Below are 23710 nucleotides of genomic sequence, written 5' to 3'. Positions count from 1 at the left end.
AGCCCCGTAGCAGGGGGTTGCCTTTTTTGCTGTCCGTTATTGCCCGGCTGCGGCGTCCAATTGAACAGCAACGTAGCTTCCAAGCTCCACCATGCCTGCACTATCCAGCTTGGCGGCATCGTGTTGCTTGATGACCTCGGCGGTTTTCTGCATCAGCTCCGAGCTGTCGGTATTGCCCAGAACGCGCAGGACTACCAGCGTCTCGCCTTTCTTCAGCTGTTCGGCCAGCTTGGTCTTGTAGGCTTCCAGGGAATCTACTTCAAGTCCTTGCGTCACGTAATAATCATAGGCATTGCTGGTGGCCTTGAACAGAGGCAGCTCATGGTCCAGCCAGTAGGCCTTGTCCATCACATACTCTACATCGGAGGCTGTAGCGTCATTGGAGTTATAGAGCAGATAAGGAAGTCCGGTATTGGTGGCGTTATTGGTCGGGTCAACGTTGACCCATTCGTCGCCGATCTTCACCTTGTTCCAGGCGTGATTCACGCCGCTCATGGTTCCTGTGACGACCATCGAAGGGACCTGGACGAGATCCGAGAGCAGCTGGAAGGTATGCGCATAGCTCATACATACACCGACCTTTTTGACCAGAATGCCATAGGTATTGAAAGAATCGTTATACTTCGCATCTACTGTCTTGAACTCCTGCTCCATGGCATTCTCCAGAGCAGCATCGTCATAGGCGGTGTTATCATTCAGATAATCGTAGATTGCCATCTGCTTCTCATCCGCGCTCATGCCTTCCTTGATCACAGCAGCGATTACTTTATCTGCCTCGGCAAGGATCTCCTTCTGCTTGGAGCGGATGGTCTCGGCAGAATCATCGTACTTCACATTCAGCGTCAGCTTCTCATAATCGTAGCCATAGCCGCGGAAGCCGAGAATGAGCGGGTTCTGGTAGACTACCTTCTCAATTACATCGACCAGGGTACGGGCATTCTGCGCCTCCGGGAAGGCTTGCAGCGAGATTTCGGTGTCGCCGTTCATCAGGGTCAATGCGAGATATTCCTCCAGCGCAGAGTCGGCATGAATCAGGTCTGCCCGTATCGTGGTGCCCGGTACCGCCTGTTTGTTGCCTTCCTCTACCTTGCTCTTCGTATTCTCTTTTTGCTGGTCGATGACATTATCTCCAGGTTCACTGGCGTTCCCGTTATCGTTGTCGATGATGGTCGGTACGTCCGGTGCAGGCACATAATCCGTGTTATTCTGCGGCTCCACATACCCGGGATTCGCTTTGTTGCTCTGGGTGGCGGCAAGACTGGAAATATCCGCTTCGGTCAACTGCGTAACCTGGACATATCCCTTAAGTGCAGTGCCTTGAATTGTGTATGGGACATCGGTTGGGCCGGAAGCCTTAAGAGTCACAGCTCCGGTGTCGTACATCACTGTTACTGAGGCTTTGGAGCCGTCAATGAACTGGACCGGAACGGTCTTGGGCAGCTCTTTGGCATTCTTGTACAATTTCAGGTTGATGTTATCCTCAGGAGCCACAGTGCGCGGCAGACGTTTGGATAACGCTACGGTATCTGCCGAACGGCTGAACCGGGATTCTTTGTCCCCCTGAACGGCAGTGACGTAATATTCCCCTTGGACATTATTATTCTGTACGCTCGTAATCATCTCATCTACTACACCGAGCGCACCGCGTCCGTCCTTCATGAAATCGTTATACGAAGTGCCCTTCACGGTTGCAATCAGCAGCGGACGCTGATCCGCATAGCCCTGCTCGGCGCCGCTGAGCGGCTCATTGATGTTCTCCATTGTAATATGGGAGGCGCTGTAAATATTGTAGCTCTCCGCGCCCGGAACTTCATTCCACACCAGAGTCAGTCTTCCGTCAGGACTGATGTCGGCTTGCAGCGTCGGCGTGGGCAGATCCGATTTCACCGTAAACGGAATAATCACCGGCTGCTTCAGCAGAGTAGGCGACTTAGCATCCAGGTCATAGTTGAGCCGGATGTAGTAGACAGGCGCGTTCCCCCAGGAGCTGGCTCCGGTAGCGCGCAGGGAATCGGAGGGAAGGACGCCGAAGCCGAGCGGCTTGATGGAGTACACGCTTTTGCCGTCAACAAGCTGTGAATCCTCAAGGGTCCCGACCTTACTCTCCGGCAGTGCCTTGATATCGGTATGTACGGATAATGTCTTACCAATGGCTTCTGAGCCAAGATCGGTATTGAATCTGAAGATGAATTCCATATCCTGCTCCACATTATACATAGGCATGATGCCCGGACTGTGATCTGCTTCATCTGAATCATACTTCTGCTTCAGATCGTACACGGTCTGTGAAGCGTCCGGCGGAGGGTTCCCCGAAGTGTTCTTCGTCTCGGCAGCTGCCGTGGCGGCCGGACTGGATGAAGGCGCTGGACTTCCTTCTTTGCTGCCCCCCATGCAGCCTGTCAGAATCACACACATGATGAGCAGCAGTATTGCCATTTGTTTCACTTTCACTAACGTCCTCTCCCGTCTGGTTTCTGTATGAGAGTAATCATGGACCATCCAGAATTACCCATTATAAATCACAGGAGATATATAACCCATTGGGATACTATTAAAACAAAATTGGGATAATTTATATTTAAGTATTTTTTGCAGCAGGGGATATGGGGGAGGGGGCGCTGAGTATTGGCGGTGAGGCACTCAAGGACTTTAATGAGAAGTTCAATCTGTACCAGAAGTATGGCGTCCAGGAATATTGGATCGTCGATCCCGGCAACCGCACGGTTCATGTATATGCGCTGCAGGATGGCGTGTATCAGGTGAGGGACTTATATTCGGAGCAGGATAGTGTGCGGTCGAATGTGTTTCAGGATTTTCAGCTGCCGCTGGGCAAGCTGTTTGACCTCCCAATCTGATACCATTCAAAAACAAGCCGCAGCGTAATTGCACATAGCAACTACACTGCGGCTTATTGTGCGAAACCATACGTTTCTTTACATAAACTTCCGCTGCACCTTCTTACCGTCATAGGTAAAAAGGGCTTTTTTGTCTTCGACAACGGTCTGCAGATGCACGGTCCGGCCCCAGAGGGCGTAGATATGCGGGAGCGTGCGCTCCAGGTATTTCAGATCCAGCTCGATGCTCTCATAGCGATGGGCAATCAAGAGTTCGCCGTTCCGCTCATAATCGGCATCTTGGATGACGAGGATGAAGGAGAGGTCGGAATCCAGTTCGCGCACCTCGAACATTTTGTCCCGGTCCCAGCGCTTCTCAATGTCCTCGAAAATCTTCAGGCCTAGGTAATACGGGTTCAGGCTCTGGCGGGAGGGCTGCACCACCGATGAATTCAGCTTGGCGTATTCGACCGTCTCTTCGGCAGTCAGGTCCAGCTCGCGCATAATCCGCTGATGCCAGTAGGAGGCCCAGCCTTCGTATTTTCTAAGTTGCTTTAATAATTTTATTTGTAGAAGTTTGTTTTGAAGAGGCTATCTGATCAAATGTTTCATTTAAAACCAGTAAATCAGTATAACTGTAATATTTACCTAAATTTATACCGTCATTATAATATTTCGTATACATTTCATAATTTATATTTCTTCTAAAATAGAACAAAGCAAGTTCATAATAATATCGTTGTTTTAAATCAATTTCAGAATCAGCGTGGTCAGTGTTAACCTTATCCAATGCCAATTCGTAATAGTATTTCCCTTGCTGCTCGCATATCTCCACATCCATGTCAGTATTTCTAAAATACCACAGGCCCATCGTAGCATATGCAAATGATTCACATTTATCATATGACAAACATATTTCTAAAAATTTTTTGGAAGCATCAAATGAATTATTAATAATAAGTTCATGCGATACTAAATTCAGATATTGGGTAAAGGAGTAAAAAAGCTGATGATTATCACCTTTAAGATAATGATTCAAAGAGGTTGGTTTAATCTCAATTACGCCCGCAACGTAAAAAGCCTTTGATATGTCATCTGATTCTGTCAGTATATTATATAACTCGTTCTCAGTTGGATTATTAATATTTTTAAATACTTCTAGAAGTTCGATACCTTCATGTCTCGGAGATTTTTCATCATCAATATCGATATGGAAATTTAAAATAAAAGTTTTAGAGTTACCTTTGAAAGCCTCTGAATTTATTTGTATTGAGAGAGGCAAGTTAAGTAGTGTTGATTCTAACCCAAAGTTAACTCTAAAATAAATTCTATATTGTTCAATAATAATATTAGGAAATTGTGTTGTTAGTTTGAATTTTTCTTTTATATCACTTAGAAGAGTTTTAATTATCCACGCGTTTCGATCCATTATTGAATTACTCATCTTATATATTGTTTCAATTTTTAATGAGTCATGGGTTTCGGCGCGAATTGTATAATTGGGATAAGAAACGCACAACTGTGGTATGTATTTGGGATTTTCATATTCACGGTAATTATTAAATATTTGATCGCAAAAACGATCAAAAACTACAATCAAATCATTTTCAGATAATACTTGGTATTTAGCTGAATCTTTATTAACCCATAATGTCCATCTTCCATCTTTGTCTAACTTGACGTTTACATTTACTGGTAAAGGATCGAGTAATTCATATATATAGTATTCCGCTCTGTTTGTAATACTATGAGTGAAATTTATTGATGAAACGATTTCATCATAGCAAAAATCACTATCTAAATGTAAAGCAGTCATACAAAGGTATGAGTTAATTTCAGAATTCATAAGCTCTTTTATATCAGACTGAAAATATGTCTTTTCTATAGAGATAGATTGTTGATTAATAGGGCTTTGTTGACTAATGGGATTTTGAAGGTTCTTTTTTGATTCAATATCATCAATAATTACTTCTTTCTTGGCAAAGGTTGTGAATTCACAAAGCTTATAATATTGTTGGATAGCGTTTAAAAGTAAACTAATTTCTCTTGTTGAAGTCTTGACTTCAAAGTCGTAATCGTAGTCAGCAGTTTGTCTTAACCAATATAGCCTTAGAGCTATAATATAAAATGACCAAGTTATTCGCTCGTTCTTTACATTAGTTTCAATGAATGATTTATATGCAAAAGCAATTGAAGCTTTCACCTCTAATTCTTGTTTATAGGCCTTATCTTTAGTTCTGTTTTTTAAGGATGAATTAATAAAGTTTTCTAAAGTATCAATGTTATTTGTGGAAAACTTCTCTCCGAATAACTCCTTGTACAGATAATTTATATAAGAGTCCAGATAAACTGAAATACTCTGATCTATATTTAGCAAAACAAGGGGTACTATTTTAAAAGGATTTGCAGAATGCTTATTTCTTCCTGTACATAAATTATTTGTGTAATTATCTTGGTTTATTTCATCAGTAATAAAATTAGATAGGTTGAATTGCTTTTTGAAAATATCATTGAAAAATAGTTGACTTGTGAAGTGATCAACTTCATTAAAAGTTACATTGTATTCGTCAATACTATTTTTTTCTGATAGGAATTGATACATTTTTCCTGTAGTGAAGTTATGAAATGAATAATATAAAAGAGAAGCAGTAGCACGAAGATCTTTTCCTAACAATCTCGAGGTTGAAAGCTCAATTTTTTCTATTGAATTACTTATATATATTTCTGATCGTTGGGCAATTAATTTATAGATTCTTTTTTTATTAAGTTCTGCTATTTCAGCTGATAATTGTGGGAAAAAGGTGATTAAATTATCGGAAATTTCGAGAACTGATTTCTTAGGATTTATGAGCTTTATATAATTTCTTCCGATGTAGTGTTCGGAGTAATCATTATGAAATTCTTTTATTATTCGTAGTCTGGCATGCCAACTTAATTCTTTCATTTTGAAAATTGTAGCATTATTTTCGTTGTTGTAAGATAGAATTTCTGCCAAAATAATCACTCCTTTAAAATATTGCAGTTATTAATTAGATGTAAGTTGTATTCGGTGAAAATCGCCAAATTCCTTTAATTAACAACGGAAGCATAACGTCAATACTAAAAAATTTATAATTTATTTAATGCTACATCCCCCACATCCAAAACCAAAGTCCGAAGGAGACCTTAGCCTCCTCAAAATGCAGAGTATAAATTGCATTAATTAACGTTCTAATCTGGCTCTCTGCCATCAACCGCTTGAGCTGAGGGCGGTATGTGCTTCTTGCGAAGTAGCTATCGTCAATAAGTAATAGGGTTCGCTGTTGATCACTCATAAAAAGAGAGTCTAGCCTCTGTGAGGCATAGACTCTCTAAGAAATATTTTATTATCACTTACATAAACTTCCGCTGCACCTTCTTGCCGTCATAGGTGAACAAGGCGTTTTTGTCTTCGACAACAGTCTGGAGATGCACGGTGCGGCCCCATAGGGCGTAGATATGCGGGAGCGTGCGCTCCAGATATTTCAGATCCAGCTCGATACTCTCATAGCGGTGGGCAATCAAGAGTTCGCCGTTCCGCTCATAATCGGCATCCTGGATGACGAGGTACGGGGAGCCGCCGTTCACCCGGGCCAGCACCAGCTGGTCGCGCACATTCTCCCACGCTTTATCGGTAATTTTCCATTCCGGTCCCTTTTTCTCGAATACATAGAGGTCCAGGTCGTTCACCAGCTCCTTCGACAGATAGCTGCGGATGAAGGAGAGGTCGGAATCCAGCTCGCGGACCTCGAACATTTTGTCCCGGTCCCAGCGCTTCTCAATGTCCTCGAAAATCTTCAGGCCTAGGTAATACGGGTTCAGGCTCTGGCGGGAGGGCTGCACCACCGATGAATTCAACTTGGCGTATTCGACCGTCTCTTCGGCAGTCAGGTCCAGCTCGCGCATAATCCGCTGATGCCAGTAGGAGGCCCAGCCTTCGTTCATGATCTTGGTCTCCATCTGCGGCCAGAAATAGAGCATCTCGTCATGCAGCATCGTCATGATGTCGCGCTGCCAGTCCTCCAGGGCGGTAGAGTATTGCTGAATGAACCAGACGATATCCTTTTCCGGCTCCGGGGGGAAGGTGCGCTTACCGGCGGTTTCGGGCTCTGGCGGGACGTCAGTACTCTTTTCCAGATCCCACAGTTCGCTGTAGGCATTAGGCGGACCAGATCCGCCGGGCGGGGCGTCCTTGCGCTCCTTCATCTTGGCTTCGAGCAGATGGGTCTTGCCCAGCTTGCGCGGCTGGATCAGGCTGGGATCGATATGCTCCTGGATCGCCAGCACTGAATCAATGAAGCTCTCTACGGTGTCTGTGCCATAAGTGACGGAATAATCGTTGATCCGGTCGGCGGTAGCAGCCATGCTCTCGACCATATCCCGGTTGGACATGGAGAAGCGCATATTGTTCTTGAAGAAGTCGCAGTGCGCCAGCACATGCGCGACAATCAGCTTATTCTGCACCAGGGAGTTGCCGTCCAACAGGAAGGCGTAGCACGGGTTAGAGTTGATGACCAGCTCATAAATTTTGCTCAGGCCGAAATCGTATTGAGCCTTCATTTTATGAAAAGTCTTGCCAAAGCTCCAGTGCCCGAACCGGGTAGGCATCCCGTACGCACCGAAGGTATAAATAATATCCGCCGGACATATCTCATAACGCATCGGATAAAAATCGAGCCCAAACCCGGAAGCAATCTCCGTAATCTCGGCAATCGACCGCTCCAGCGCTTTAATCTCATCATCACCGGGCATGCATCCATCTCTCCTTCCAGCTTGTGAACCGTTCTTCCTATGTATATGGGGGGAGGGGAGGGAGTATGATGGGGAAGAATGCGGCATGAGAGGGCAGATGAGTTATTGTACAAAAACAGCCTAACCCGCAGCGAATATGCTAAGGGGTTAGACTATTTATTCGTTCTGGATATTGTTCAGTAACTGAGCAAACTCCTCTTCGCTGTCACTGTAAGTGGAAATTCCATCTCTGCGATCCTTTTGAGCTTGTTGAAGTTGAGAGAGGACACCTTCATCTTTGAAGATAACCGAGGTCATTTGTTTCTTTTGTTTGTCTGTAAGTGTCCTAGTCATTCGAGCGGCTCTAGGTCTTCTAAAGGCACGAATCTCAACATTCAGTTCTTCGTTTGCGGTATGCGACACAATCACGCCATCCTTAGATTGAAGCAATTCTTTCGTCGCCTCTTTCGGGTCCTGAATGGCACGGATCAGTGCGACTTCATCAACATACTTGATGTTTCTTTCGGTATGTGACGCAAGGATTTGCAGCTTAACATATTGATCGGGGTAAATCTTACGAACCTCTTCCCATTGCATAGCTGGCACCTCCAATTAGGCTTGTCATTTTATTGTACCAGAATATTTGCCATTAAAAAGCTCTCCAAATATCCCCTACTCCGCTTCCGTATAGAACAGCTTAAGCAGAATATTCTGCGGATAATTTCCAAAGTGCTCCCCGAAGATGGTAAGTCCGCCTTTGTTTGTAGAATTCCCATCAATCCCAATCCTCAGCTTGATGAAGGGAGAGTCTTCGATCTTTAGCTCAGCGAGGGTGACCGATGATATTTTTTGACCGTCTATTCCAGTATCCTTCTTGGTGACTCTTAAATGCTTCAAAAGTCCATACTGGCTTAGTTCGTTATCCCACCAGTTTGGTGTTAATTTCCCGCGCACATCTGAAAAATTACCCGGAGCCGTCCAGGTGCCTAAAAAAACATCGTTGATATAAAAGGCGATATCACTTGGCCAATTATTGTTGGACCCAGGAAACTCTGAAGATAGCTCCAAGGATAACTCTAATAATTCTGCAGTAAAATTTCGGTTAAAATCATTCGGAATTATATATTCAACGAAGCCCTCCGCAAACCAAATTAAAGAAGCATCGATCCGGTCATTGGAGACGAAGGTCCGTTGATCGTCTAACTTGCCGATGACTTTAGTCTGGCCGGCTAACCCGCAGGTAGGGGTGACTGAGAAATTAGAATAGTATCCCAGCTTGATTTCATTCGTAATGACTTTAAAAGGAAGATGGAGCTTTTGGGGCAAGTTGAGGGCAATATGATCAACGGCAAGCACAAAACTCTTCTTTCTGTTATCGGTACCCTCCAGGTTGTCCTGGAGCTTGATGATCTTGGCGTCCTCCAGTAACCGGATATGGCGTGACACGATCGCTTTGCTTAAGTTTAGTTTTACGGCCAGCTCACTGACCGTAAGGGGTGTATGCAGCAATAGTCTAAGAATCGAAGCTCTTGTGTCCGATGCCAGTGCTTTTAATACAGAAATACCATGATCATCGAGTTCTAAGAACATATGGACCTCCAATTGTTAACTTTTTGGTTTACAATAAACGATCTGGTTAAGCGCTGATTTTATTTAGTATACCACAAAGTTGAAAATCAGGAATAACGCTGATATAGCCTTGAAAAAACGCTTTCATCATGATAGTATTTGCTTGCTTGCGGGGGAGATTTATTGCGATAACCACAAAGAAGTTAACTTTTATTGTTGTGGACTACTAAGATAGGAGCTGAAGCTAGATGACACACAGGATGGAATATCCGCGTCCGCAGTTCGTCAGAGACGCATGGCTTAACTTAAATGGAACCTGGCAATTTGAATTTGATGACAGCAATGAGGGAGCCGCGCAGCGGTGGTTTGATCCAGGTGAGAGCTTAAGCCAGACCATTGAGGTTCCCTTTGCTTTTCAGACGCCTGCCAGCGGAATACACGATACCACTTTTCATGACTATGTATGGTATAAGCGTAATTTCACACTCGAGCCAGATTGGTATAAGAAGCGTGTGATATTACATTTTGGAGCGGTAGATTATCGGGCTTGGGTGTATGTGAATGGTCATTATATCGGCGTGCATGAGGGTGGACACACTTCATTTTCGTTTGATATTACCCATGCCTTGACCGGACAGGAGGAACAGGTAACAGTTCATGTGGAGGACCCATCAACAGACGAGACTATTCCCCGGGGCAAACAGTTCTGGTTAGAGAAGCCCGAAAGCATCTGGTATACCCGCACGAGCGGAATTTGGCAGACCGTGTGGCTGGAGGCGGTCAACCCTGTGCATATTCAGCAGGTGAAATTTACGCCTGATCTGGATCAAGGAAGTGTTGGAATTGAAGTGAAGTCTGAGGGGCATGGATCAGAAGAATTAGATTTGGAACTTCGTATTTCTTTTGGCGGAGAACTGGTTATTCAGGACCGGGTACGATTGTTACAGCCTATAACACGCAGAATGGTAGATCTGTTTGGTCTGAAAATATTCCGCACAAACTTTCACCGCGCCGGCTGGACATGGAGCCCGGAAGCTCCTAATTTGTTCGATGTGGAAATGAAGCTGTACGATCACGGGGTTGAGGTGGACTCTATAGAGTCGTATTTCGGCATGCGGAAGGTTCATACAGAGGATGGTATGGTCTATCTGAATAACAAACCGTATTATCAAAAGCTTGTACTGGATCAGGGGTATTGGCAGGAAGGATTACTTACGGCGCCAACGGACGACCATCTGAAGAAGGATATTGAATTAGCCAAAGAATTAGGGTTCAACGGTTGCCGTAAGCATCAGAAGGTCGAGGACCCGCGCTTTTTATACTGGGCAGATCAGATAGGGTTCCTTGTATGGGGAGAATGTGCGGCGAACGCCTCTTACAATAATGATGCTGTAGCCCGGTTAACCAAAGAATGGATCGAGATTATTGACCGTGACTTTAATCATCCCTCGATTGTGGCCTGGGTTCCGCTTAACGAAAGCTGGGGGATTCCGATGGTGAAATCGGATAAGCAGCAGCAGTATCACAGCTTAGCTATGTATAGTCTTATTCATTCCTTGGATGATACCCGGTTAGTGATATCGAATGACGGATGGGAAATGACGCAGACGGACATTTGTGCGGTTCACAATTATCAGCATGGCAGAGCAGATGAGCCCGATAAGTATGAAGAATTCAAGCGGATTCTATCCACCAAGGATACGATGCTTGCATCCAATCCATCAGCCCGCAGTGTGTATGCAGACGGTTATGAGCATCGGGGAGAGCCCATCTTGTTAACTGAATTCGGCGGGATAAGCTATAAGGCTGGCGCTGACGACGGCTGGGGTTATACCAGTGCACAATCTGCAGAGGATCTTGTTCTGGAATACGGAAGAATTATGAAAGCGGTATACGCGTCGAAGATTATTTACGGATATTGTTATACACAGTTAACAGATGTGGAGCAGGAGATTAACGGCCTGGTAGCCTATGACCGGACACCCAAATGCGACCTGTCGTTAATTAAAGAAATTAACGATCAATGGCATCTGCGGACCATTTAACCGGGCTTATTTAATAATAAGGAGCTGATGGAATGATGACAAACGAACTATTGCTTCAAAAGATCGGTCTGGTCGTAGACAGGCTTATGAACCTGGGCGGCAGCGACTATGAAAAGGATAAAACCGTGGTTCAGGCCGATACCAGGGTAGGGATTGTGCAACGTGATTTCGGAATTGAAGAATGGGATTGGCCTCAGGGCGTAGGTCTTTATGGTCTTTATAAGCTGCAGAACTACTACGGCGATACGCGTTATATGGAATTTTTTCAGAATTGGGTTTCCCGTAATCTGGAGGCGGGACTGCCTTCCAAAAATATCAATACGACAGCTCCTTATTTGCCTTTGGTGCTGCTTCTGGATCAGCTTGAGCCTTCCAGCGAACTGGAAGAGCTATGCCGGGAGCATGCGGATTGGCTCATTCATGAGCTGCCCAAAACCAAAGAAGGCGGCTTCCAGCATACGGTCACTGCCATCGGCAACCGGGATGGCATTCACCTGCACAATGGACAGTTATGGATTGATACGCTCTTTATGGCGGTTCTGTTTCTGAACCAGGCGGGGCTCAAGTTCAACCGGCCGGACTGGGGGCATGAGGCTGAACACCAGATTTTGCTGCATATCAAGTATTTGTTCGACAAGCATACCGGTCTGTTCTTCCACGGCTGGAGCTTCGAACGCAATGATAATTTCGGCAGTATCTTCTGGTGCCGCGGCAACTCCTGGTTCACCTATGGGATCGTCGATTACCTGGAAGCTTGCCAGGATTCGATTAGTCCGGGTTTCCGGCAGTTTCTGGTTGATACGTATACAGCCCAGGTCAATGCCCTGGTATCCCTCCAGGCCGCTTCCGGTCTGTGGCATACCGTCCTGCAGGACCCGTCCAGCTATGAAGAGGTATCGGGATCGGCCGCAATCGCCGCAGGGATTATCAAAGGGATTAAAGCCGGTATTCTGGATGCCTCCTATCAGGCTGCGGCAGACAAGGCCATTCAGTCGGTATGTCAAAATATTAGCGGAGACGGAACCGTGATGAATGTGTCGGCCGGAACCGGTATGGGGATGGATAAGGAGCATTACAAGAACATTGCCCTCCGGCCTATGGCCTACGGACAGTCCTTGGCTCTTATCGCTTTATATGAAGCGTTAAATTAAACAGCAGAAAGCCTGATCCTTGAGCATTTACGCCAGAGGATTAGGCTTTTTTTCACAATAAATTATGTTAAGATTACGTTAATTAACACTTGGAAATCTACGAACGGGGAGAGAGAAGTAATGACTGACTTTACAGCGATTCGGGACCTGTTCCACATGACGGAACCGTGCGGATTCGATAATGAATCGTTAACACCGTGGCTGGAACGCTACGGGCATATTCCTCAGGTGTTGCGGGCGTATTATACTGAGCTTGGGGCCCACTCTGCATTGAACGCAACTCAGGATTTTCTGGTTCCGCCTCACAAATTTCCGCGTTATATGGAAGAAGACTACTGCATCTTTTATACCGAAAATCAGGAAGCCTGCGTCTGGGGAATCCGTGCAGCGGATATGAAGCTTGATAATCCTCCCGTTTATGTGCGCAGCGGAGAAGAATGGGAGCGCCTGCGTTCGACTGTCAAGGAATTTTTGCTGGCCATGGCCCATATGCAGGCAGTGCTGGCGATGGAGTATAGCAGCGAAGAATATTGGGAGATCGATGAGGATGTTGCGGAGCGGATTGAGCAGAATTTTCCATCCCGCCAAGCGGATTCAGATTTATACACGGGGGTTCGTTTTTTTGGCCGGCCGGGTGAATTGATTATGATTATGAACAACAACGGTGGCCATCTGCTAATGTTCGCGGCCGTAGACGAGGAACGCCTTGATGAATTGTACAACCTCTTTGAGCAGTGGACGGATCAATAGCTCTTTCTGCGTCAAAAGGGCCTGACCGCAGTCAGGCCCCGCTCAACATACATCAAACAGCTTTCATTCCATTTGAACTGGAACCAAGTTAAATTTGCAACTGTGGAGGAATCTGACTTCACAAAAGTAACATATAACGTATGGGTTCCTACCGCTGTTCCGGCATTGATCGGGATATTCTTAACTGACCATGTCTGCCATCCATACTTGTTTTAGCTGTACTACTGAAGTCCACATTTTAAATGCTATAGCCTTCCGCTTCAAATTTCAATGTGTTAAATTTAGTCCGCTCCCTTAACCATATACCCGCACTTCAATAATCTCCGCATACTCACTGCCGTTGGTCTCAAGCACTACCACGCGAAGGCGGCCTGTTCTCACAGCTTCGTGCAGCGTGTGTACCCGCTTGCGCTTGTAATTGCCCTGTTCTTCGGCAACCACAGTCCACTCCCCGCCGGTATAGGCTTCGATCCGGTAATCCTTGACCAGGGTCGGCAGGATTTCGGCGTCTGTAATATGATGATGCAGGTTGATCAGGTCCTCGTTCACATCGTCGTTAAAGGTAACGTGAACCTCGCGCAGAGTTACCGGCTCGTTCCAGGCCAGCTCCAGCCATTCCGGCTGGCCGGAGTTCATCTTGTCAGAGGACCACAGATGCGGGCCGCCGTAAGGACGGAGGTATCCGTCAATCGCTTTGTCTGCGGCGAAGGCACTCGTAGGAGCAGACAGACGGAGGCACGGGGCTTTGTGATCGAATTTCTTTTTGTCCCACTGCACTACGGGCTGTGCAGGCGGATTCTCGCCGAAATCCCGCGAGGCTGCGGGGGTCTCATTATGCCCGTAGGCGAGCATACCCGAAGCTGGCTCATCCGCCATATGCAGCGACAGTGCAGGATGGGCCTTCAAGATCAGGAACGCGTTGCGCGGTGACTCCGGCTGCCACTGAACCGGGAGCTTCACCCACTGGGCGGCTCCGGCCTGAACGGGAGCTGACGCGGACTGAATCAGCGTATGGGGAACATAGTTCTCGGGACGTCCGGTCTCCCATAGCTCGACCGTCAGCTCTGCGGCTTCGGCCGCATCGATCAGCAGCTCAATTCCGTCCAGCCCCGGATCGGCCGCAACGGTGATGCCGATGTTCGCTGTGAGCGGGACGCTGAACGCGGATTGCTCCACGCCGAACCGGGTCCGCTCGCTGGAAGCGCTGAGCCCAGCCTTCAGCGCCAGATCGGCATCATCCTCGTTGCGTAGCCCGAGGACGGAAGCATCCTGGCGCAGCATCGTCTGCTGCAGCTCGTTCAGGTGAGCCGCATGCAGTTCGCGCGGCGATATTCCCTTGGCGGCGCAGAGTGCCGCGCCGGTACCAGCCGCTTCGCCAATGACCGCGCAGGTAGCCATGACGCGGGTTGTGCCGAACGCGACATGCGAGGCGCTGATGTCGCGGCCGGCCATCAGCAGATTGCTGACGTTCACCGAATACAGCGAACGGAACGGGATGTGATAGCTGCCGTCCGAATACATATGCTTCGAGCCTGACTCTGTAGCGTACACTCCCTGCGGCGGATGCAGGTCAATGGACCAGCCGCCGAACGCCACACGGTCCGGGAATTCGCGCTGGGCCAGGATATCGTTCTGATTCAGGACATAATCGCCAATGAACCGGCGGTACTCCCGCTTGCCCGGAGTCGAACCTACCCATTCCAGCGTCATGTTGTCAGCGTCGAATTTGCCGGAGTTCTTAATATAGTCCCAGATCCCGTAGATCACAGACCACAGCTCGTCGCGGATGGCCTCATTGTCGTGAACAGTGTCCTGCTCGCCCCCGAATTCGATCCACCAGTAGGCGCAGCCGTTGTCGCCGCTGCGGATGATACGGCGCTCGGCAATAGAGGTTTGTGTAATATCCTTTGCCATGGCTGGAGCGATATATTTGACCGGATGACCTGCGTCCTTGGTATAGAAGAGCAGTGTGCTGCCGAGTGTAATATCATCTGCGATTAACGGTGCCCATTCCTCATTATATTCTTCGCGTGCTTCACGGCCCAGCCGGTACTCTGCCCCTGCCAGGAAGCCTACCAGGCCATCTCCCGTACAGTCCAGAAAGACCGCGCTTTCAAAAGTAATTCTCCGCTCCGACCCCATCATCCACCCGGTCACGGACCGGAGGCTCCGCTGGCCGCTGCCATCCTCGTAAGCATCGACTTCATGAATATCCGTGTTCAGAAACAGCTGAATGTTCGGTTCGGCCTTAACCGCTTCAAGCACAACCATATCCCAGAGATACGGATTGCCGTCTTTGTTGCGGTACTGGTTCTCCACAAACAGCTCGCCCATAATCCCCGTCTCACGGGCATACCGGTGGATACCGTGCGAGGTTGCGCCGCATACCCATACCCGCACCTCACTGCTGGAGTTACCGCCGAGCACCGGACGGTTATTAATCAGCGCCACACGCTGGCCCAGCCGGGCTGCTGCAATTGCCGCGCATACCCCTGCCAGTCCGCCGCCTACCACAGTTACATCCGTGTTGACCGTTTCACTACGCATTGTTGAACCTCTCCTTTGGTGTGTGTTAATATATCCGTAGTTTCATGATAGGATAATCTATAATCAAATGACATGCATATAATTTCTTGATTTATACACTTTATTTCATTGAATAATGCATCTAAGGAGCGTCAGACATGCGCATGAATTGGTCGGTTCGTCCGGCAGTCTATCTGTATTGGGAGCAGAAAAAACAGTTCCTGCTGGAGCACGACACCTACCCCGTGTGGACCTTATTTGCGGTGGAGCAGGGACAATTCGCTTACCGCTTCGGAGACCACGAAGGGGAAGGCGGGTCAGGGGATATCATTGTATGTCCGCCGGGGACAACCTTTTACCGGAGAACACTTAGTCCGTTGACCTTTCATTTCATACAATTCGAGTGGGAGGAAGAGGAGGGACCGGAGGACGCCGCAACGCTTGGAGGCAGATGGACTGTCCGGGATGTGGAGCGCCTGATGTCTACCTGCCGCTATATGCGGAGTATCGGAAGAGGGATTCAGGAGGAGCCGGGCTATAGCCGGATGAAGCATATGCTGGAGGATTTGTGGAGGCTGCTTGAAATTGAGCGCAGCAGTGCATCCGAGGAACTGCGCTCTGGAGAGACAAGCCCGGGCCCGCTGATGCAACAGGCTAAGCAATGGCTGCTGGAGCATGCCTGTACACCTATGACCCTGCAGGAGCTGGCGGCTACCCTTGCTATTACACCGGTACAATTAACGCGGCGTTTCCGTGCAGCCTATGGGACGGCCCCTTCAGACTTCGTAACCGGACTCCGGCTCAGACGGGCCTGCCAGCTCTTGGAGGATTCAAGGTTGCCCATTGAGCTGATCGCCCAGCAGTGCGGTTACGAGAACGGCTTCTATCTGAGCCGGGTGTTCACGGCGAAGCTGGGATTAACACCATCCCGGTACCGTAAGCTGCACCGCGTATAATAATAACAATTGTATGGATCAACGAATTATATTATCATGTAATTAGCTGTTTATCTAATTTGTTGTAAACCATACTGTTTTCTCTAGAAAGGAACGTTTTGAAATGATCGAGAACGAAGCTTCTGCCATCGCCGCAAGAAATATAATGGATGCTGATCAAGATAACACTTTTCCCACATTTGCGTATTCGGTATTAGACCGTTACATTGCCGGGGACATCATCATCGATAAGTCTTCGGCGCTGATCGGTACTTCTTCAGGCATTTATGCAGTGATGGGGGATGAGACTAATGATGATTTTGCACTCATGCTTATGCACGAATTCAAGCGCAGAGAGAAGCTTAATCAGAGGTTTACGTTATTTTCATCCTCTGAACGATGGGATCGAAGAATTAATGAGCTTTTAGGGGCGAAGCTGCAGCGGATGCAGAGGTATTCTTTTACATTCAATGAGCATCGTTTCATGCAATCGGGAAGAGCGGGTATACCGGATGGCTTCCGGCTGAACAGGACAAATGAGGAATCGCTTGAGGGACATAGAGAGTTCGATGCAGCGTACATCCGGAAATACTGGGGATCGGTGGAGCGTTTTGCGGACAAGGGCTTCGGTTTCTTTGTTACGGAACACGAAGTAATTGCAGGAGAGTGTGTCTCTATTTTCTCGTCTGATCAGTATGCGGAGATTGATATTGTGACGAATCCTTTGTATAGGGGAAGGGGCGTGGCGGGGTGTGTTGCCGAAGCTTTTATCCTGGAGAGCTTAGAACGTCAGATCACGCCAAGATGGGACTGTGACCTTCACAATACGGCCTCCATCCGATTGGCGCAGAAACTACATTTTGCCGCTCCAGAGACCTATTCGCTCTATGCGAGGAAGTAAGGCTGAATTATTGTTGTAATATATTCATACAGCGACAGCCAGAGACGTTATCCGTCCTCTGCTGTCGCTGTTTCTGTTTGCAGGACAAGAAAGTATAAAAAACAAGAAAAAGAACATAGAAAGCGCAAGAAATTTAAACTTATACGAACTATAATGGGTTATGCTTACCTATCGTTGATTGAGTGTTTGTACATAATGCCCGTGTGAAGGAGGACTTCCGAATTTGAGAACATTCCGTAATCCGGTGCTGCCGGGCTTCTATCCAGATCCTTCGGCCATCCGTGTAGGAGAGGACTATTATCTGGTCACTTCAAGCTTTGAATTCTACCCCGGGGTTCCGATTTTCTACAGCAGGGATCTTGTCCACTGGCGCCAGCTGGGCCATGTGCTGGACCGTCCGTCCCAGCTCAATCTGGACGGGATTCTCCCGTCAAGGGGGATTTGGGCGCCGACCCTCCGGTATCATCAAGGTCTCTTTTATATGATCACAACGTTCGTAGATAATCACAAGGACCCGCATAATTTTTATGTCACATCCGCCGATCCGGCGGGAGACTGGTCAGATCCGGTCTGGCTGGAGGATGCGCCCGGCATTGATCCTTCCCTGTTCTTCGATGAGGACAGCAAGGTCTACTACACCGGTAACCGGGTGCCTCCCGGAGGCCAGGATTATCCGAAGCATATGGACATCTGGCTGCAGGAGATTGATCTGGCGCAGGGCAGGCTTACCGGTCCGAAGCACAGTCTCTGGCAAGGTGCGCTGAAGACTGCCCATGCCCAGGAAGGGCCGCATCTGTATTCCATAGGAGGATGGTATTATCTGCTGATCGCCGAGGGCGGCACCGGCCATACCCATGCGGTAACGGTTGCCAGAAGCCGGAACGTGACAGGGCCTTATGAGGGGCACCGGGCCAATCCAATCCTGACCCACCGCCATCTCGGCAGGGAGTACCCCATCGTGAATACGGGTCACGGGGAGCTTGTGGAGACGCAGCACGGGGATTGGTGGATGCTCTGCCTGGCCTCCCGGACCTGCGGGGGATATTACCGCAACCTGGGCCGGGAGACCTTCCTGGCACCGGTCAAGTGGGAGGACGAATGGCCAGTAGTGAATCCCGGCAAGGGCGTACTTGAGCTTGAGGGGCCAGCGCCGGATCTGCCGGTGACGCAGTGGCCGCTGCTGCCAGTGCGGGATGATTTCGATGCCGGGGAGCTTAGCCTCGTCTGGAACTTCCTGCGCACGCCGCGCGGTGAATTCTGGAGCCTCAGCGAGCATCCGGGACATCTGCGGCTGCGGCTGAAGCCGGAGGTGCTGGCGGAGACCGGCAATCCGGCTTATATCGGGAGACGGCAGCAGCATCTCAGCTTCAGAGCCGCAGCGGAGATGCGCTTCCAGCCGGAGGCCGCAGGCGAGAGCGCCGGACTGGCTCTGATCCAGAATGCGGACAACCACTTCCGCTATGAACGGGCGCTGGAGGATGGCAGGCAGCTGCTGAAGCTGACCGTCCGCAGCAGAGGAGCTGAGCAAATGCTGGCCTCTGCACCGTATCCTCTGGATACCGTACAGCTTAAGGTAGAAGCCAGGGGGCAGGAGTACAGCTTTTATTATAGAGCCGCAGACTCTGACACCTGGACCGCACTGCATGAACGGGCTGACGGCCGGGTGCTGAGCACGGATTGGGCCGGAGGTTTTACAGGGGCCTATATCGGAATGTATGCCAGTGCGGGCGGAGCACAGAGCAGCAATGTTGCGGATTACGGCTGGTTCAGCTATGAAGAGCTTGAATAGATCTTGATTAGACAGAGATGGAGGAATACGATGAATAATAAATATGATTCCGAAGTTTATCCAATCCCGGAGCTGCCGCAGATTCCGCAGCGGACCTTCTGTATTACAGACTATGGGGCAGAAGCTGAAGGGCTGCTCTGTACATCTGCTATACAGGATACCCTGGATGCCTGCGCAGCTGCGGGAGGAGGAACGGTGATCATCCCGCCGGGAATCTGGCGTACCGGGCCGCTGACGCTGCACAGCCGGATCAATCTGTGTGCCGAGCGGGGGGCACTGGTACGCTTTGAACCCGAGTATAATCTGTATCCGCTGCTGTTCTCCCATTACGAAGGGACTGCCGGCTGGCGGTGCAAGGCTCCGCTGGACGGTGAGGATCTGAGCGATGTAGCCATTACCGGTGAAGGCATCTTCGATGGCAGCGGTGAGGCCTGGCGTCCGGTGAAGCGCTTCAAGCGGACGGAACTGGAGTGGAATAGCCTGCTTGCCTCCGGGGGGGCCTTGGATGAACAGGGTGAGATCTGGTGGCCTTCCAAGGAAGCGCTTACGGGAGAAGCTTATGTTCTGAAGCTGAAGGAAGGCGGCGAGACAGCAATGGAAGCCTACCTTCCTGCCCGGGCGTATCTGCGTCCAGCGCTGCTGAGCCTGCGGAATTGCCGCAGAGTGCTGCTGGAGGGGCCGACCTTTCAGAATTCTCCTGCCTGGTGTCTGCACCCCATGGGCTGTGAGCAGGTTACAATCAGACATATTCAAGTGCGCAATCCATGGTACTCCCAGAACGGGGACGGGCTGGATCTGGAGTCCTGTACACATGCGCTGGTCGAGCGCTGCGGGTTCGATGTAGGCGACGATGCCATCTGTCTGAAATCGGGCAAGGATGAGGAGGGCCGCCGGGCAGGAAGAGCTTGCCGGTACATTACGATCCGTCATTGTACGGTCTATCACGGGCATGGCGGGGTAGTGATCGGCAGTGAAATGTCGGGCGGTGTATATGCGGTCCGGGTGAACGACTGCGTGTTCATGGGTACGGACATCGGGCTGCGCTTCAAGAGTACCCGGGGAAGAGGCGGCGTAGTAGAGGATATCCGGGTAGAAAATATACAAATGTCAGGCATCGTCCATGAAACGGTATCCTTCCACCTGTTCTATGCCGGGGTTGAGGGGTCTGAGGGCTATGACGAGCAGGAGGTTCCGGTCACGGAGGAGACTCCGCAGTTCCGTAACATTACGCTGCGGAATATGGCCTGCCACGGGGCGGCAACCGCGCTGCTGGTGAACGGGCTGCCGGAAATGCCGCTTGCTGCGCTTACGGTGGAGAACTTCACCGCCATAAGCAGGCGGGGCATCATCCTGCGCCATGCAGCAGGTCTGAAGCTGGACCGGATCAGGCTGCAGACGCAGGAGGAGCCGCAGGTACAGATGCATAAGTGCAGTGATGTTGAGCTTGTCCGTTCAGGAGAGCTGGCCATCACGGAGCTTTAAGCAGAGGTGCGAGGCGGACCGGATACTAGCCTCGGGACTCCGGTGCAGGCTGCGCTCCCGCTTCCTTACGGTACTGGAGCGGGGTCAGGCCGGTTGATTTTTTGAAAGTTTTATTGAAATGGGACAGATGCTCGAAGCCGACTGCCCCGGCAATCTCCTGGATTCTGGCGGGGGTCCCGGCCAGCAGACGCTGGGCCTCTCGGACCCGGATATGGACGATATATTCCCGGAAATGAAAGCCGGTCAGGCGATGAAATACCCGGCTCAAATAAGAGGGACTGATGAAAAAGTCCTTGGCGGTCTCTTCCAGCGTAAGCGCTTCCCGGTAATGGGTGCGTATATAGGTGGCGACATCTGTTACCAGATGGTGCAGCGGATGGCGGGTGCCGCCAGCCTGGGCCGTACTCTCCGAACGCTGGAGCAGAATCATCAGCTCGGTCAATAGCGCGGTGACACAGGCTTCGTACAAGGGCCGCCGGATGCGGGATTCCTCCAGCATGCGGTTCAGCAGGGACTCCGCTTCATTCTGCTCGCGCAGGGTCAGCCTGAACAAGCGGTAGCGGCGGCTCTGGAACCACTGCTGCTCGTCCCTCAGCACCGGAGGCAGTAGCAGCGGGTCATAATTGATCAGGATCCGCTCGAACTCGGCCTTCTCGGAGCTTGCCGTGGAATGGAGCTCGCGGCCGGGAATCAGAATCAGCTCGCCTTTGTGAACCGTAACCACCCGGTCGTCCACAAAATATACACGCTCCCCGTCCGTCAGATAATACAGCTCCGTCCATTCATGGCTGTGGGGGCGCGGCATCGCAGTGATGCCTTTACGCTTCATATGCTGGATGCTGAAGCGTCCGTCTTCAAGATAATATTTGGGATTAGGGCCAGATACGCTGTTCATACATCTCCTCTTCTCCTGGAAGCTGTTACAGTTATTATAGAATACATTCAGGTTGCTGTGAAAGGAGCCGTCCATGTTAATGATAGTCTCGAAGAATGCCGGAGAAGGATTCAGCAGTCTGCAGGAGGCGCTGGATTCCATTCCGCCGGGGGAGTTGCAAGCCGTAACTATACGGATTAAGCCAGGGATCTATGAGGAAAAGGTTACGATCGCCCGCGAAGCCCCGCCCATCCTGCTGCTGGGAGAGGATCAGCATTCCACCATTATCTCGTGGAATGATAATGCCCATACGCTCGGCGCGGACGGTGAACCGCTGCGTACCTTCCGTACCGGGACGCTGAATGTGTTCGCAGAAGGCTTCACTGCCGAGAATCTGACGATCCGCAACACTTCCGGCCCGGGAACAGGACAGGCGGTCGCGGCGTTCGTGGATGCCGGGCAGGCTGTGTTCCGTCGTGTACGTCTGTTAGGGGATCAGGATACCCTGTATACCGGGCCGGGGCGGCAATATTATGATGATTGCTACATTGAAGGGGATGTGGATTATATTTTTGGTCCGGCCACCGCGTTGTTTGACCGCTGCCATCTCCATAACAAGCGTTCCAGAGGGTATATCACAGCGGCTTCAACGCCGGAGGGAGCCGCCTTCGGTTATGTGTTCCTGGATTGCCGGATTACCGGCGGCGAAGGGGTAAGTGAGTGCTATCTCGGACGCCCTTGGCGCCCTTACGCGCATGTCGCCTTCATCCGCACGGTGATGGACGGCTCGGTGACCGGCGAAGGCTGGCATAACTGGGGGCAGCCGGACCGGGAGCAGACCAGCCGCTATGAAGAGTATGGCAGCAGCGGCCCGGGCGCTTGCCCCGAAGGCCGGGTGGCGTGGTCACGCCAATTAACTGCGGAGGAAGCCGCACAGTACCGGATTCTGTCTGTGCTGGACGGCTGGCATCCCGAGGGCTATTAATCGCTTGGGCCGTGGTTCACCCGAACCCAGTAACAGGATTGGAGGATATCCCTGATGGAATCACTTGAACAATATATCAATCAACAGACGGCTTCTGCACCGCGCAGCTCTGCCTTCAGGGCAGACCTTCCATTCGGACAATGGCGGGCATCCCTTGCCGCAGGATTCATAGAGCGGCTGGGCGGATTCCCTGCTCAGAGGGCGGCGCTTGAACCGGTACAGCTGGAGCGGACAGTCTGTCCCGGCTATATCCGCGAACGGGTCGGGATTACCACCTATGAAGGACTGCGAATGGCAATGTATCTTCTGCTCCCGGAGCAGCCGCTGTCCTCTCCCTGCCCGGCTGTGCTGGCTATTCACGGGCATGGCTACGGCAGCCGCGAGATCACCGGCTTGAACCCGGACGGGTCGGAGCGGACGGGGGACCCGGGTCTGCATAAGGATTTTGCCGTTTCTCTGGTGAAGCAGGGCTTCGTCGTTGCGGCTCCCGAGGTACTCGGTTTCGGAGACAGGCGTCTGGCTGAGGATCTGAAGAGCGGCGAGCCTGGACGTAATTCCTGCTTCCGCCTGTCCGCGGCGCTGCTGATGACAGGGCAGACGATGGCAGGCTTCCGCATCTATGAGACGATGCGGGCGCTGGATTATCTGCAGCAGCGGGATGAGGTTGACGGTGAGCGGATCGGCATTATGGGTATCTCCGGCGGCGGGCTGGTGGCAGGCTTCACGGCTGCACTGGATGAACGGATCAGCAGTGCGGTCGTCAGCGGCTACGCCAATACGTTCCAAGACAGCATTCTCACGCGGAATCATTGTCTGGACAATTACATTCCGGGCATTCTGCTGGAAGCGGAGATGCCGGACCTGCTGGGCCTGATTGCACCGCGCGGGCTGTTCCTGGAGGCGGGGGATGCGGACCATTTGTTTGGTCCCGCCGGCGCGAGGGAGGCTCTGGAGCGGCTGGAGCAAATCTATGCCGCAGAGGGTCATGGCGGGCAGCTTGCGGCGGATTTTTTCACAGGGGGTCATGAGATTCACGGGGAACCGGCGTATGCCTGGCTGCTTAAGCAGCTTGCCGGTCCGCAGGAGTAGGGTAACAGGTAGCGCAAATGACAGGAGGAAT

Annotated in this window: 17 protein-coding genes and 1 pseudogene; 10 read left to right on the top strand and 8 right to left on the bottom strand. The window is 50.3% G+C overall.

Annotated features, from left to right (window positions below):
* Nucleotides 1–36: 36 nt before the first annotated feature.
* On the bottom strand, nucleotides 37–2451 hold the full coding sequence (locus tag MKY96_RS19455; protein WP_340942505.1) for a transglutaminase domain-containing protein: 2415 nt from the start codon (nucleotides 2449–2451) through the stop codon (nucleotides 37–39).
* A gap of 152 nt (nucleotides 2452–2603) precedes the next feature.
* Here MKY96_RS19455 and MKY96_RS19450 point away from each other — a divergent pair, with 152 nt between their 5' ends.
* Complete coding sequence (locus MKY96_RS19450) at nucleotides 2604–2855, top strand: Uma2 family endonuclease (protein WP_340942503.1); 252 nt, start codon at nucleotides 2604–2606, stop codon at nucleotides 2853–2855.
* Between the two features lie 78 nt (nucleotides 2856–2933).
* Here MKY96_RS19450 and MKY96_RS19445 read toward each other — a convergent pair.
* The 5 genes and pseudogenes from MKY96_RS19445 to MKY96_RS19425 all read right to left on the bottom strand — a co-directional run.
* A pseudogene (locus MKY96_RS19445) lies at nucleotides 2934–3371 on the bottom strand (SpoVR family protein); the annotation flags it as partial.
* Between the two features lie 7 nt (nucleotides 3372–3378).
* Nucleotides 3379–5829 (bottom strand): hypothetical protein, encoded by a 2451-nt coding sequence (locus MKY96_RS19440; protein ID WP_340942501.1) that lies wholly within the window; start codon nucleotides 5827–5829, stop codon nucleotides 3379–3381.
* A 377-nt stretch (nucleotides 5830–6206) separates the two neighbouring features.
* Nucleotides 6207–7604: a SpoVR family protein gene (locus MKY96_RS19435; RefSeq protein ID WP_340942498.1), complete on the bottom strand. Its 1398-nt coding sequence runs from the start codon at nucleotides 7602–7604 to the stop codon at nucleotides 6207–6209.
* A 156-nt stretch (nucleotides 7605–7760) separates the two neighbouring features.
* Nucleotides 7761–8180 carry a hypothetical protein gene (locus MKY96_RS19430; RefSeq protein ID WP_340942496.1) on the bottom strand — a complete coding sequence of 140 codons (420 nt, stop codon included), beginning with the start codon at nucleotides 8178–8180 and terminating at the stop codon, nucleotides 7761–7763.
* Between the two features lie 75 nt (nucleotides 8181–8255).
* On the bottom strand, nucleotides 8256–9173 hold the full coding sequence (locus MKY96_RS19425) for an ArsR/SmtB family transcription factor (RefSeq protein WP_339255000.1): 918 nt from the start codon (nucleotides 9171–9173) through the stop codon (nucleotides 8256–8258).
* A gap of 227 nt (nucleotides 9174–9400) precedes the next feature.
* On the opposite strand from MKY96_RS19425, the gene MKY96_RS19420 reads away from it, so the two are divergent.
* The 3 genes from MKY96_RS19420 (at nucleotide 9401) to MKY96_RS19410 (ending at nucleotide 13098) form a co-directional block, all read left to right on the top strand.
* Nucleotides 9401–11197, top strand: coding sequence for a glycoside hydrolase family 2 protein (locus tag MKY96_RS19420; RefSeq protein ID WP_340942492.1), 1797 nt, complete (start codon nucleotides 9401–9403; stop codon nucleotides 11195–11197).
* Between the two features lie 32 nt (nucleotides 11198–11229).
* Nucleotides 11230–12348 carry a glycoside hydrolase family 88/105 protein gene (locus MKY96_RS19415; protein WP_340942490.1) on the top strand — a complete coding sequence of 373 codons (1119 nt, stop codon included), beginning with the start codon at nucleotides 11230–11232 and terminating at the stop codon, nucleotides 12346–12348.
* A 120-nt stretch (nucleotides 12349–12468) separates the two neighbouring features.
* The gene (locus MKY96_RS19410) at nucleotides 12469–13098 is read left to right on the top strand and encodes a hypothetical protein (RefSeq protein ID WP_340942488.1); all 630 of its coding nucleotides are present in this window, start codon (nucleotides 12469–12471) and stop codon (nucleotides 13096–13098) included.
* Nucleotides 13099–13392: 294 nt separating this feature from the next.
* On the opposite strand, the gene MKY96_RS19405 is transcribed toward MKY96_RS19410, so the two are convergent.
* The gene (locus tag MKY96_RS19405) at nucleotides 13393–15645 is read right to left on the bottom strand and encodes an FAD-dependent oxidoreductase (protein ID WP_340942486.1); all 2253 of its coding nucleotides are present in this window, start codon (nucleotides 15643–15645) and stop codon (nucleotides 13393–13395) included.
* A gap of 137 nt (nucleotides 15646–15782) precedes the next feature.
* On the opposite strand from MKY96_RS19405, the gene MKY96_RS19400 reads away from it, so the two are divergent.
* The 4 genes from MKY96_RS19400 (at nucleotide 15783) to MKY96_RS19385 (ending at nucleotide 20731) form a co-directional block, all read left to right on the top strand.
* Complete coding sequence (locus MKY96_RS19400) at nucleotides 15783–16580, top strand: AraC family transcriptional regulator (protein ID WP_340942484.1); 798 nt, start codon at nucleotides 15783–15785, stop codon at nucleotides 16578–16580.
* 103 nt (nucleotides 16581–16683) lie between these two features.
* Nucleotides 16684–17460, top strand: coding sequence for a GNAT family N-acetyltransferase (locus tag MKY96_RS19395; protein WP_340942482.1), 777 nt, complete (start codon nucleotides 16684–16686; stop codon nucleotides 17458–17460).
* A 223-nt stretch (nucleotides 17461–17683) separates the two neighbouring features.
* A complete protein-coding gene (locus MKY96_RS19390; RefSeq protein WP_340942481.1) occupies nucleotides 17684–19249 on the top strand; it encodes a glycoside hydrolase family 43 protein in 1566 nt (521 codons plus the stop codon).
* Between the two features lie 30 nt (nucleotides 19250–19279).
* A complete protein-coding gene (locus MKY96_RS19385) occupies nucleotides 19280–20731 on the top strand; it encodes a glycoside hydrolase family 28 protein (protein WP_340942480.1) in 1452 nt (483 codons plus the stop codon).
* Nucleotides 20732–20756: 25 nt separating this feature from the next.
* Here MKY96_RS19385 and MKY96_RS19380 read toward each other — a convergent pair whose 3' ends face one another.
* Nucleotides 20757–21626 (bottom strand): helix-turn-helix domain-containing protein, encoded by an 870-nt coding sequence (locus MKY96_RS19380; protein ID WP_340942479.1) that lies wholly within the window; start codon nucleotides 21624–21626, stop codon nucleotides 20757–20759.
* A 73-nt stretch (nucleotides 21627–21699) separates the two neighbouring features.
* On the opposite strand from MKY96_RS19380, the gene MKY96_RS19375 reads away from it, so the two are divergent.
* Together MKY96_RS19375 and MKY96_RS19370 are read left to right on the top strand one after the other, a co-directional pair.
* Complete coding sequence (locus tag MKY96_RS19375) at nucleotides 21700–22590, top strand: pectinesterase family protein (RefSeq protein WP_340942476.1); 891 nt, start codon at nucleotides 21700–21702, stop codon at nucleotides 22588–22590.
* Between the two features lie 54 nt (nucleotides 22591–22644).
* Nucleotides 22645–23679, top strand: coding sequence for a dienelactone hydrolase family protein (locus MKY96_RS19370; protein WP_340942475.1), 1035 nt, complete (start codon nucleotides 22645–22647; stop codon nucleotides 23677–23679).
* Nucleotides 23680–23710: the final 31 nt, after the last annotated feature.

The organism is Paenibacillus sp. FSL R7-0302 (assembly GCF_038006885.1).
Taxonomy (GTDB): Bacteria; Bacillota; Bacilli; order Paenibacillales; family Paenibacillaceae; genus Paenibacillus_AQ.
The sequence above is the reverse complement of the archived record's forward strand: the minus strand, read 5'-3'. Positions and strand labels throughout refer to the sequence as shown.